8 protein-coding genes are annotated in these 11,906 nt (G+C 65.4%); all 8 read left to right on the plus strand.

Features of this window, described 5'->3' with window-relative positions; genetic code table 11:
* The first annotated feature begins 35 nt into the window (after positions 1-35).
* The 8 genes from tolB to RPS27_RS00155 all read left to right on the plus strand — a co-directional run bounded on the left by tolB (position 36) and on the right by RPS27_RS00155 (position 11,905).
* Positions 36-1,385 carry a Tol-Pal system beta propeller repeat protein TolB gene (gene tolB / locus RPS27_RS00120; protein WP_194408453.1) on the plus strand — a complete coding sequence of 450 codons (1,350 nt, stop codon included), beginning with the start codon at positions 36-38 and terminating at the stop codon, positions 1,383-1,385.
* A 239-nt stretch (positions 1,386-1,624) separates the two neighbouring features.
* Positions 1,625-3,955 (plus strand): putative bifunctional diguanylate cyclase/phosphodiesterase, encoded by a 2,331-nt coding sequence (locus RPS27_RS00125; RefSeq protein ID WP_212067407.1) that lies wholly within the window; start codon positions 1,625-1,627, stop codon positions 3,953-3,955.
* A gap of 192 nt (positions 3,956-4,147) precedes the next feature.
* Entirely contained in the window at positions 4,148-4,882 is a 735-nt protein-coding gene (locus RPS27_RS00130) for an N-acyl amino acid synthase FeeM domain-containing protein (protein WP_194404339.1), read from the plus strand.
* Positions 4,883-5,210: 328 nt separating this feature from the next.
* Positions 5,211-5,699 carry a peptidoglycan-associated lipoprotein Pal gene (gene pal, locus RPS27_RS00135; RefSeq protein ID WP_151647458.1) on the plus strand — a complete coding sequence of 163 codons (489 nt, stop codon included), beginning with the start codon at positions 5,211-5,213 and terminating at the stop codon, positions 5,697-5,699.
* Positions 5,700-5,901: 202 nt separating this feature from the next.
* On the plus strand, positions 5,902-6,945 hold the full coding sequence (gene ybgF, locus RPS27_RS00140; RefSeq protein WP_212067406.1) for a tol-pal system protein YbgF: 1,044 nt from the start codon (positions 5,902-5,904) through the stop codon (positions 6,943-6,945).
* A 76-nt stretch (positions 6,946-7,021) separates the two neighbouring features.
* Positions 7,022-8,080, plus strand: a complete 1,059-nt coding sequence (tilS, locus tag RPS27_RS00145; RefSeq protein WP_212067405.1) for a tRNA lysidine(34) synthetase TilS — start codon at positions 7,022-7,024, stop codon at positions 8,078-8,080.
* 290 nt (positions 8,081-8,370) lie between these two features.
* The gene (ftsH, locus tag RPS27_RS00150; RefSeq protein WP_097659839.1) at positions 8,371-10,296 is read left to right on the plus strand and encodes an ATP-dependent zinc metalloprotease FtsH; all 1,926 of its coding nucleotides are present in this window, start codon (positions 8,371-8,373) and stop codon (positions 10,294-10,296) included.
* 163 nt (positions 10,297-10,459) lie between these two features.
* Entirely contained in the window at positions 10,460-11,905 is a 1,446-nt protein-coding gene (locus RPS27_RS00155; protein ID WP_212067404.1) for a hypothetical protein, read from the plus strand.
* Position 11,906: the final 1 nt, after the last annotated feature.

Genomic DNA, 11,906 nt, shown 5'->3' on the forward strand with positions numbered 1-11,906 from the left:
AACAAAAGAATTTTGCAATGAATGACGTCCGATCGATGAACCGCCGCCGCTTCATGACCCTGACGGGGTCGACGCTCGCGATGCTCGGGGGCGGGCATGCTTTTGGCCAGACCCAGCAGGGGCGCCTTCGCATCGATCCAACCGAATTCCAGCCAATCCCGATCGCGATCTCCGGCTTTGTGCCGGGCTCGCCCTCCGACGGCGACGTTGGCAATGGCGTCACACAGGTCATCACCAACAACCTGAAACGCTCGGGCCTGTTCGCGCCGATCGACCAGGCCGCCTTCATCGAGCGCATCAGCAACATCGACGTCGCGCCGCAATTCCAGAACTGGAAGACCATCAACGCACAGGCGTTGGTCACAGGCCGGATGACGCGCCAGCCGGACGGCAGGCTCAAGGCCGAATTCCGTCTCTGGGACGTCGTCACCGGCCAGCAACTCGCCGGCCAGCAATATTTCACCTCGCCGGAATATTGGCGCCGGATCGCCCACATCATCTCCGACCAGATCTACGAGCGGATGACCGGCGAGAAGGGTTATTTCGACAGCCGCGTGGTGTTCGTGGACGAAAGCGGCCCGAAGGAGCGCCGCGTCAAGCGGCTCGCGATGATGGACCAGGACGGCGCCAATGTGCGCTATTTGACCCGCGGCTCCGATCTCGTGCTGACGCCGCGCTTCTCGCCGAACTCGCAAGAGATCACCTACATGGAGTTCGGCCAGGGCGATCCGAAAGTCTATCTGTTCAACATCGAGACCGGCCAGCGCGAGATCGTCGGCAACTTCCCCGGCATGACCTTTGCGCCGCGCTTCTCGCCGGACGGCCAGCGCGTCATCATGAGCCTGCAGCAGGGCGGCAATTCCAACCTGTTCGTGATGGATTTGCGCTCGCGCTCGACCACGCGCCTCACCGACACGCCGGCGATCGACACCTCGCCGTCCTACTCGCCGGACGGCACCCGCATCTGTTTCGAGTCCGATCGCGGCGGCCGGTCGCAGATCTACGTGATGGCGGCGGGCGGGGGGCAGGCGCAGCGCATCTCGTTCTCCAAGGACGACACCAACGCCAGCTATTCGACCCCGGTGTGGTCGCCGAAGGGCGATTACATCGCCTTCACCCGGCAAGGCGGCGGGCAGTTCTCGATCGGCGTCATGAAGCCTGATGGCTCTGGCGAGCGGCTGCTCACCTCCGGCTTCCACAATGAAGGTCCGACCTTCTCGCCGAACGGCCGCGTGCTGATGTTCTTCCGCGATCCCGGCGGCAATGGCGGGCCGTCGCTGTACAGCGTCGACATCTCCGGTCGCAACGAGCTCAAGGTGCCGACGCCGGGCTTCGCCTCAGACCCGGCCTGGTCGCCGCTGTTGTCCTCGACGGCAGGTCAATAGACTCGCGCGTTCGCAACGCGCGATTTCTTCGAAGAAAAGTGCATCGATTCTTGGCATTCGGTGAGGAAAGCAATCCTTTCTTCACCTTGCGCCCGGCAAGGCTTGCCCAGTTGCTTGATATTTAAGCGGAAATCGGTTCGCCGTTACCGAAAAACAACTCGACTTTAACGATGTTCCCTCAGAAAGACTTCATATGGCTTGAGTAAAAGTACGCGCCAAACAGGACGCGTAACAAGCCAATGCAACTGGCCGACCAGAAGCAGAGTGATCGAGACGAGCTGGAGCCGATACTCTTCGCCGCTCTCATCAACTCCATGGTGCAGAATTTCTGGGCGATCTTCCTCGGCTCGGCCTCCGCGGCCGTGGCCGCGGTGATGACTGCGTTGAAGACGGGCGACGTCCTTCTGTGGCCGATCGCATTCCTGCTCATCGCCATCGGCACCGCGCGCGCCTTCCAGATGCGCGGATACGAGAACCGCACCCAGCCGCTGTCGTTCGAAGAAGCCAAGCATCTGGAGCCGCGTTACTGGATCGGCGCGCTGAGCTACGCGGCGGTGCTCGGCGTGTGGGCGTTCGTCGTCATCTACAACAACAACGATCCGGTCGCCGACATGCTCTGTGTCGCCATCGGCATCGGCTACACCGCGGGCGGCGCCGCCCGCAATTACGGGCAGCCCCGCGTCATCCAGTGGCACGTCGCGCTGGCCTGCGGTCCGATGTCGCTCGCTCTGCTGCTGCACGGCGGCTTTTATCACATCGGTCTTGCCATCCTGCTCGTGTTCTTCTTCATCGGGCTCAAGAACATCAACCTCAGCCTGCACGCGATCTTCGTCAAGGCGTTGACCTCGAGCTTCCGCGAATCCGCGCTGGCGAGTCAGTTCGACACCGCGCTCAACAACATGCCGCACGGCCTGTGCATGTTCCGCGCCGACGGCCGCCTTGCGGTGATGAACCACCGCTTCGGCGAGCTGATGAGCTTGCCGGAGGATCTCGTCAAGCGCGGCGCCACGGCCGCCGACATCGTGTCGGCATGCGTTTCCGCCGGATCGATCTCGGCGGAGAGCGGCGACCAGATCCTGGCGGAGATCGAGCATGCGCGGGTTTGCGAGATCGTCACCGCCGATCCGGATTCCTCGCGCGGCCGCACGCTGTCCTGGACGTTCCAGCCGATGTCCCGCGGCGGCACGGTGCTGCTGCTGGAAGACATCACGGAACGCACCAATGCGGAAGCCCGCATCAGCCATCTGGCCCGTTACGACGAGCTCACGGCGCTGCCCAACCGGGTCAGCTTCCATGACGAGATCGAGCGGCTGCTGAAGAATTCGCATCATGCCGAGCGGCTCTCGGCGCTGCTCTTCGTCGACCTCGACCAGTTCAAGCAGGTCAACGACACGCTCGGTCATCCCTGCGGCGACCAGTTGCTTTGCGCCGTCGCCAATCGTCTGCGCGAGATGCTGCGTCCCGACGATTTCGTCGCTCGCTTCGGCGGCGACGAGTTCGTTGTGTTCCAGCAGGACATCGCTTCGCCCGAGGACGCCGCCGCGCTTGCCCGCCGCATCGTCGAGCGGCTGAGCGAGCGCTACCGCATCGACAATCACCTCGTCGAGATCGGCGCCAGCGTCGGCATCGCGCTGACCTCGCCGGGGGGCGTCAGCGCCGACACGCTGCTCAAGAACGCCGACATGGCGTTGTATCGTGCCAAAGCGGATGGCCGCGGCACCTTCTGCTTCTTCCGCGACGAGATGGCGGCGACCGTCGAGGCGCGCCGCATCCTCGAACTCGACCTGCGCAAGGCGCTCGCCAACGAGGAGTTCGAGCTGTTCTATCAGCCGCTGGTCAACCTGAAGTCCGGCAAGATCACCACCTGCGAGGCGCTGCTGCGCTGGAACCATCCGGTGCGCGGCACGGTCTCGCCGGTCGACATCATTCCGGTCGCCGAGGACATGGGCCTGATCGTCGACCTCGGCCGCTGGATCCTGCGCCGCGCCTGCATGGAATGCATGAAGTGGCCGGAGGGCGTCAGCGTCGCCGTCAACTTCTCGCCGCAGCAATTCCACCAGCGCGACGTCCTGAGCGAAATCCGCTACGCGCTCGAAGTGTCGGGCTTGCCGGCGCATCGGCTGGAGATCGAGATTACCGAATCCTCGCTGCTGCGCAACACCCAGCTCACCCACGACATCCTGTCGCAATTGCATGCGCTCGGCGTGCGCATCTCGCTCGACGATTTCGGCACCGGCTATTCCAGCCTCAGCTATCTGCACAATTTCCCGATGCAGAAGGTGAAGATCGATCGCTCCTTCCTCGAGGGCATCGACACCGACCGCCCGCTGACGCTGCTGCGCGGCGTGGCGCGGCTATCCGCCGATCTCGGCATGTCCGTCGTGGTCGAGGGCATCGAGACCAACGAGCAGCTCGATCTGATCAGCGCCGACGGCACCGTCTCCGAGGCGCAGGGCTATCTGTTCAGCCGCCCGGTGCCTGCCGTCCGGATGCGCCAGCTGCTCAACGCTTCGCATGGACGGCGCGGCGAAGGCCAGCTTCAGGTCGTCGGCTCGCGCTCTATCGCTTAAGTCCATTTCCCGAAACGTCTCATCATTTCACGCCGTTGCAGCGTCACCGTAGTGCTACGGGGGTTAACCCTAACCCTTCGATTGCTTTGCAAGCTTGTTAAGAAGGTGTTAATAAATTCCCACGCGCGCGCAAGTTGTCTTGCAGGAAAGACCTTCGAATACCGCGGCGTGAGTGTGGGTAAGGGAGTTGGAATGCAGTCCTCAGCCAGATCTGTCATTTCGGCTGTTGGACGAGGAGCAGAACTCCTGACCGACGTCGATTATCACCTTGCGGAAACCGCGGCGGAGAAAGAGGAGATCTACAATCTCCGCTATCGCGCCTATTTGAGGGAAGGCGCCGTCAAGCCGTCTGCAGACCAAAGGGTCACCGACCGCTACGACGAGCTGCCGAACGCGTGGACCTTCGGCGTCTATCTCCATGGCGAGCTCTGCAGCTCGGTGCGCATCAGCGTGCTGACGTCGGAATGGCGCGAATCCACTTCGGCCGACGTCTTCCCGGACATCCTGCTGCCGCGGCTCGACCGCGGCGAGGTCATGATCGACCCGACCCGCTTCGTCGCCGATCCCGACCAGGTCAAGCGGGTTCCGGAATTGCCCTATCTGACGACCCGTCTCGCCTACATGGCCTGCGAGCATTTCAATGCCGATCTCGGCCTCGCCATCGTGCGTTCCGAGCATCAGGCCTTCTACCGGCGGGTCTTCCTGCACGAGACCATCGCCGAGCCGCGGCTGGTTCCCGGCCTCACCAAGCCGTTCGGATTGATGGCGGCGGATTTCCCAACCTTCCGCAAGAAGGTGTTCGAGCGTTATCCGATCATGCGGTCGACCGCTTTCGAGCGGCGGATGCTGTTCGGACGCGGCGGCCAGCGTCAGGTGCCGCAGCGGCCGGTGCTCGTGGCCGACCTGGCGGACGCCGCACACGCCTGAGACCGTGCCGGCCCGGTCCTGGATCCCCACCGGGAGCCCAAGGCCTCAGGGCAGGACCTGGCCATGAGCCGGGTGCCGGCATGTCGCCCACCGGCACCACGCCCTCCATCCAAAATTCCGGCAAAAGCCAGCGTTTTTGCTGACGGGCCCGACTTGCCTTCACCCTCGTGCCACATTTACAACCCATTAACCATGACGGGTGCTTTTCGCTGGTTGGGGGCATTTGACCGGCTGAGGCAAGGTTCCGTCAAGGTTGACGGAACGTTCGCTTAACCAACCCCCTGTAGACCGGACAGCAGTGGACGAACGTGAGCGTGGAGGCTCCGGAATGAAATATCCTATGCGTATCCTCCAGGGATTGAAGCTGGCGGCAGTGGTCGCAATCGCGCTGTCGATGGGCGCCTGCGCCAACAAGAATGCTGCGACGGATGCGATGGCCAATGCGGCGACGCCGGGCAGCCAGCAGGACTTCGTGGTCAATGTCGGCGACCGCGTGTTCTTCGAAAGCGACCAGACCGATCTGACCCCGCAGGCGATCGTGACCCTGGAGAAGCAGGCGCAGTGGCTCCAGAGCTATCCGCGCTACAGCTTCACCATCGAAGGTCACGCCGACGAGCGCGGCACCCGCGAATACAACATCGCGCTCGGCGCCCGTCGTGCCCAGTCGGTGCGGTCGTTCCTCGCCTCGCGCGGCATCGATCCGAACCGCATGCGCACGATCTCCTACGGCAAGGAGCGGCCGGTCGCCGTCTGTAACGACATCTCCTGCTGGTCGCAGAACCGTCGCGCCGTCACCGTGCTGAACGCGAGCTCCTGATACCGGGACACTGACACTCGGTCAGGCGCCGTTCATCTTCAGAAACCGATCATGCCGGCGCCCTCTCGGGCGCCGGTTTCGTTTCAGCAATCCGTGACCTAAAACCCCGTGGTGCCTGTCACAGTTTTGGCGTACTCCCCTTCAATGTGTGGCGCGTCGCATGTTCCGTCGCAGGCCATTTCGCTTTCGTCGTCAGGGCAAGATGTCATCCAGATTTAAGGTCTTTACCGGCACCGTGGCGATGGCCACGCTGCTCTCTTTGGGCTCGCCTGCATTCGCGCAGACGGACGATGATCCCGAGATGCGGATCGAGCGGCTGGAGAACCAGCTGCGCCAGCTCACCGGCCAGAACGAGGAGCTGCAGTACCGCAACCGCCAGCTCGAAGAGCGGCTGCGGGCGCTCGAAGGCGGCGCGCAGGCCGCACCCGGACAGGCGCCCAATGTCGCGGCCATGCCGCCCGCCCACATCGCACCAAATCAGGTCGCGCCGGGCTATCGCCAGCCGCAGCAGCAGGCCGTGCAGCCGAATTACGAGCAGCCGCAGGTCGCATCTCCCGCGCCGATCGTTCAGGAGCAGCCGGCGCCCGGCGGCCCCGGCAAGAGCCGCCGCGGCGATGCCTTCGACCCCGGCCAGAACCCGAATGCGCCCGGCGCGCCGCGCGCACTCGGCGGCGGCCAGCAGCCGATGTCGGCAGGAGCTCCGGGCGGGCGTAACGCCGGCGAGCCGCTCGATCTCGCCAACACCAGCCCGCGCTATCAGCCGCAGGCCGCCCCGCCGGCGGCCCAGCCGGGCTATCCGCCCGCCCAGCAAGGCTATCCGCCACAAGCTGGCGCTCCGGCCTTGACCACGCTGCCTCCCTCGGCAACGCCGCGCGACGAGTTCGACCTCGGCATCGGCTACATGCAGCGCAAGGACTATGCGCTCGCCGAGCAGACCATGAAGAACTTCACGCAGAAATATCCCAGCGATCCGCTGCTCGGGGACGCGCAATACTGGCTGGGCGAGAGCTATTTCCAGCGCCAGCAATATCGCGACTCCGCGGAAGCCTTCCTCGCCGTCACCACCAAATACGAGAAATCGGCCAAGGCGCCGGATGCGCTGCTGCGGCTCGGCCAGTCGCTCGCCGCGTTGAAGGAGATGGAGGCCGCCTGCGCCGCCTTCGGCGAGGTCGGCCGCAAATATCCGCGCGCCTCCGCTGGCGTCAAAGCCGCCGTCGACCGCGAGCAGAAGCGGGTGAAGTGCTGACGCCTGGGTCCTGACAACGCGGATGGTGCTGCGCTAGATTGTGCCCGCCATTCGCTGGCGATTGCTGGGCAACGTCATGTCAGACGACGACAATTCTCCGATCTCGGCACGCGAGGCGAGGCGGCTCTTCGCCGGCCTGCGAAGCGCGCCAGCGCTGGTGCTCGCCGTCTCAGGCGGGCCCGATTCGGTCGCGCTGATGTGGCTTGCGGCGCGCTGGCAGCGCAGCTTGGCGCGCGCGCCGGTTCTCACCGCCGTCACGATCGATCATGGCCTCCGGCAAGAGGCGGCGCGCGAGGCGCGCGAGGTCAAGCGGCTTGCCACCGAGCTTGGCCTGCCGCACCGGACCCTGCGCTGGCGCGGGGCCAAGCCGAAGACGGGAGTGCCGGCCGCCGCGCGCGAAGCGCGCTACCGCCTGCTCGCAGAGGCCGCGCGTGCTCTCGGCGCGAGCCATGTGCTGACCGCCCATACCCGCGACGACCAGGCCGAGACATTGTTGATGCGGCTGCTCCGCGGCAGCGGACTTGCCGGGCTCTCGGCGATGGCGCAGCTGACGGAGCGCGACGGCATCGTGCTGGCGCGCCCGCTGCTCGACGTTCCGAAGGCGCAGCTGATCGCGACCTTGAAGCGGGCCAAGATCGGTTTCGCCGACGACCCCACCAACCGCGACACCGCCTTCACCCGGCCGCGGCTGCGCGCGCTGCTGCCGCTTCTCGCGGCCGAGGGCGGCGATGTCAGGAATCTGGCGCGGCTTGCGACGAGGTTGGCGCGGGCCAATGCGGCGGTCGAGGTGCTGGCCGACGGCGCCGAGCGCTTCCTCCGTTTGCGTGATCGCGGCGAAGCGCCGCAGGTGGGGGTGCGAAGCTTCGAGGCTTCGGCCTTTGCCGCCCTGCCGGACGAGGTCCGGCTGCGGCTCCTGCTGCGGGCCATCAACGCGCTCGGGCATGAAGGTCCTGCGGAACTCGGCAAGGTCGAAACCCTCCTGGCGGCGCTCGATCAGGCCATCGCCGCACCTCCTCGCGCAGCCTCAAATGGCCGGCCAGCCATGAGGCAGACGCTTGCGGGAGCCTTGATCAGCCTCGCTGGCGGGCGTATCCAGATCGCGCCGGCGCCGGCCCGGCGGCGCAAGGGTGCATGAATGGCGCCCCGAGGGCCGCATGAAGTCGGATCATGACACCGGCCATTTCGGCCCCGCAGCGTCAGGACACCTTAACCAGGCAGGAAAAACCCCGCCTCAAGCGCCATTATTTCAGCGGGAATCGCTCTAAGATGGGCTAAATAGTCCCATCTCGTTCCCTTGGCAGCGACCGGGGCGGCACCTAAATTGTATGCGTCTAACCGAGAGGATTCCTTGGGGATTTCCTCGTACGGCCCAAAATAACCGCCCGAGGATCAGGCCGCGATCCGCGCGACCACGAAGGAAGATCGATGAACGCCAATCTGCGCAATTTCGCCCTCTGGGTCATCATTGTCTTGCTGCTGTTGGCGTTGTTCACGCTCTTCCAGAATCCGGGTCAGCGAGCCTCCTCGCAGGACATCGCCTTCTCGCAGCTGCTGAGCGAAGTTGACCGCGGCAATGTGCGCGACGTCGTGATCCAGGGGCCTGACATTCACGGCACCTTCACCAACGGCTCCAGCTTCCAGACCTATGCGCCGAACGACCCGACGCTGGTGAAGCGCCTGTATGACAGCAAGGTGCAGATCACCGCGAAGCCGCCCGGCGACAACGTGCCGTGGTTCGTCTCGCTGCTGGTCTCCTGGCTGCCGTTCATCGCGCTGATCGGCGTGTGGATCTTCCTGTCGCGGCAGATGCAGGGCGGCGCCGGCAAGGCGATGGGCTTCGGCAAGTCGCGCGCCAAGATGCTGACCGAAGCGCATGGCCGCGTCACCTTCGAGGACGTCGCCGGCGTGGACGAAGCCAAGCAGGACCTGCAGGAGATCGTCGAATTCCTGCGCGACCCCGGCAAATTCCAGCGCCTCGGCGGCCGCATTCCGCGCGGCGTGCTGCTGGTCGGCCCTCCCGGCACCGGTAAGACCCTGATCGCACGTGCGGTCGCGGGCGAAGCCAACGTGCCGTTCTTCACCATTTCGGGTTCGGACTTCGTCGAGATGTTCGTCGGCGTCGGCGCCTCTCGTGTGCGCGACATGTTCGAGCAGGCCAAGAAGAACGCGCCCTGCATCATCTTCATCGACGAAATCGACGCCGTCGGTCGTCACCGTGGCGCCGGTCTCGGCGGCGGCAATGACGAGCGCGAGCAGACGCTGAACCAGTTGCTGGTCGAGATGGACGGCTTCGAGGCGAACGAGGGCGTGATCCTGATCGCCGCGACCAACCGCCCCGACGTGCTCGATCCCGCGCTGCTGCGTCCGGGCCGCTTCGACCGTCAGGTCGTGGTGCCGAATCCCGACGTCGTCGGCCGCGAGCAGATCCTGAAGGTCCACGTTCGCAAGGTGCCGCTGGCGCCGGATATCAACCTCAAGACCATCGCGCGCGGCACCCCGGGCTTCTCCGGCGCCGACCTGATGAACCTCGTCAACGAAGCCGCGCTCACCGCCGCCCGCCGTAACAAGCGGATGGTGACGCAGGCCGAGTTCGAGGAAGCCAAGGACAAGGTGATGATGGGCGCCGAGCGCAAGTCGCTCGTCATGACCGAGGAAGAGAAGCTGTTGACGGCCTATCACGAGGGCGGCCACGCCATCGTCGGCCTCAACGTGCCCGCGACCGATCCGATCCACAAGGCGACCATCATCCCGCGCGGCCGTGCGCTCGGCATGGTCATGCAACTCCCCGAGCGCGACAAGCTGTCGATGTCTCTGGAGCAGATGACCTCGCGCCTCGCGATCATGATGGGCGGCCGCGTCGCCGAAGAGCTGATCTTCGGCCGCGAGAAGGTGACCTCGGGCGCCGCCTCCGACATCGAGCAGGCCACGCGCCTCGCCCGCATGATGGTGACGCGCTGGGGCCTGTCGGAAGAGCTCGGCACGGTCTCCTACGGCGAGAACCAGGACGAGGTGTTCCTGGGCATGTCGGTGTCGCGGACGCAGAACGCCTCTGAGGCGACCGTGCAGAAGATCGACTCCGAGATCCGCCGTCTGGTCGAGGAAGGCTACAAGGAAGCAACCCGGATCCTCACCGAGAAGCATGCCGACCTCGAGGCGCTGGCCAAGGGCCTGCTGGAGTTCGAGACGCTGAGCGGCGACGAGATCGTCGATCTGCTCAAGGGCAAGAAGCCGAACCGCGAATCCGTGCTCGAGCCGACCACGCCGCGCGCCTCCGCGGTGCCCCCGGCCGGCAAGTCGCCGCGCCCGCGGCCCGATGCTGATCCCGGCCTGGAGCCGCAGCCGCAGGCGTAATCGCCGGGCGTCATATGAGATTGAAAAACGCGGCGGAAACGCCGCGTTTTTTGTTGGCTGGCTGCGCATCGCGGGGCGCGAGCGAAGTGCCTGAACCGCCTTCGCGGCAAACGCGCGAAACATTAAAGAAGAACTTAACGCTTGCGGCCTATTTTGGCCCGCCATGACTGACCAGGTCGTCCACAGCGCGGTTCAACCGTTCTCGGCACGTGCAGCGCTCCCTTGGGCAGTAGGCCTTTGCGTCTATGCCATGCTGCTGGTGGCGGGGCCGCGGCTGCTTGCCGATCCCGACAGCTATTCTCACATCGAGGTTGGACGCTGGATCATCGCGCACGGCGCCCTGCCGGCGAGCGACCCGTTTTCCTTTTCGATGCGCGGCGCGCCCTGGATCACCTTCGAGTGGTTGTCCGAGGTCATCTACGCCGGAATCTACGCGCTTGCCGGCTGGCCAGGCGTGGTCGCCATCGCGGCCGCGGCGATCGCGCTCGCCTTCGGCCTGTTCACCTCCTTCCTGCTGCGCGAGCTTTCGCCGACCCTGACGCTGCTCATGGTGATGGCGGCCGTCGTCCTGCTGGCGCCGCACATGCTCGCGCGTCCCCATGTCTTCGTGCTGCCGGTGATGGTGACCTGGGCGGCTGCGCTGGTCCGCGGCATGGATCGTGCGGGGCCGCCGCCCTATTGGGCCCTGCCGCTCCTGGTGCTGTGGACCAATCTGCACGGCAGCGTGGTGCTGGCGCTTGGACTGATCGGCCCGGCGGTGCTCGAGGCGCTGCTGCGTGAAGCGCGAAGCGAATGGCCGCGCGTGCTGCTGCGCTGGCTGCCATTCACGGCCCTTGCGGTCGCCGCATCCTGCCTGACGCCGCACGGGCCGGAGCCGCTGCTGATGCCGCTGACGACGCTCGGCCTCGGCTCCGCGCTCGCCTGGATCGCGGAATGGCGGCCACAGGATTTCAGCCACATCGGTGGCTTCGAGTTGCTGCTGCTGGGCAGCATCTTCGCGCTCTCGCGCGGCATCACGCTGCCGGTCGTGCGCGCCCTCGTGGTGATCGGCCTGCTGCATTTCGCGCTGGCGCAAATCCGCAATGCGGATCTGCTGGCCATGCTGGCGCCGCTCTATCTGGCGGCTCCGCTAGGCCGGAAGTTCGGCGGACCGGCCGAGGATGATGCAGCGGTCGCCTCGCGCGGCCTGAGCCTGGCTGGGCTCGGTGTTTTGATCGCGATGAGCGGGGTGGCCCTGGCGCGCGACGTCAGGCCGGCTCCATCCGTCGCCCCGCAAGCCGCGATCGCCAAGGCCGACCTTGCCAAGGCGGGGCCTGTGCTCAACGATTATTCCTTCGGCGGCTATTTGATCTTTTCCGGCATTCCCACCTTCATCGATGGTCGCGGCGAACTGTACGGGGGCCCGTTCATCAACCGCTACAATCGCGCGCTGGCGCTGGTCGACCTCGTAGACTTTCTCAAGCTGCTCGACGAATACAAGATCGGCGCGACGCTGCTCGCACCAAGCACGCCGGCGGTCGCCATGCTCGACCGGCTGCCGGAGTGGCAGCGCGTCTACAGCGACGATGTGGCGGTCGTGCACAAGCGGCGGGATACGCCGCAAAAATAAC

This window comes from Bradyrhizobium sp. WYCCWR 12699, from assembly GCF_032144035.1.
Taxonomy (GTDB): domain Bacteria; phylum Pseudomonadota; class Alphaproteobacteria; order Rhizobiales; family Xanthobacteraceae; genus Bradyrhizobium.

Coding starts and splice junctions, on each gene's coding strand:
- pal (WP_151647458.1), top strand. CDS start 5,211: ATGAAATATCCTATGCGTATCCTCCAGGGATTGAAGCTGGCGGCAGTG.
- RPS27_RS00125 (WP_212067407.1), top strand. CDS start 1,625: ATGCAACTGGCCGACCAGAAGCAGAGTGATCGAGACGAGCTGGAGCCG.
- RPS27_RS00155 (WP_212067404.1), top strand. CDS start 10,460: ATGACTGACCAGGTCGTCCACAGCGCGGTTCAACCGTTCTCGGCACGT.
- tilS (WP_212067405.1), top strand. CDS start 7,022: ATGTCAGACGACGACAATTCTCCGATCTCGGCACGCGAGGCGAGGCGG.
- ftsH (WP_097659839.1), top strand. CDS start 8,371: ATGAACGCCAATCTGCGCAATTTCGCCCTCTGGGTCATCATTGTCTTG.
- ybgF (WP_212067406.1), top strand. CDS start 5,902: ATGTCATCCAGATTTAAGGTCTTTACCGGCACCGTGGCGATGGCCACG.
- tolB (WP_194408453.1), top strand. CDS start 36: ATGAACCGCCGCCGCTTCATGACCCTGACGGGGTCGACGCTCGCGATG.
- RPS27_RS00130 (WP_194404339.1), top strand. CDS start 4,148: ATGCAGTCCTCAGCCAGATCTGTCATTTCGGCTGTTGGACGAGGAGCA.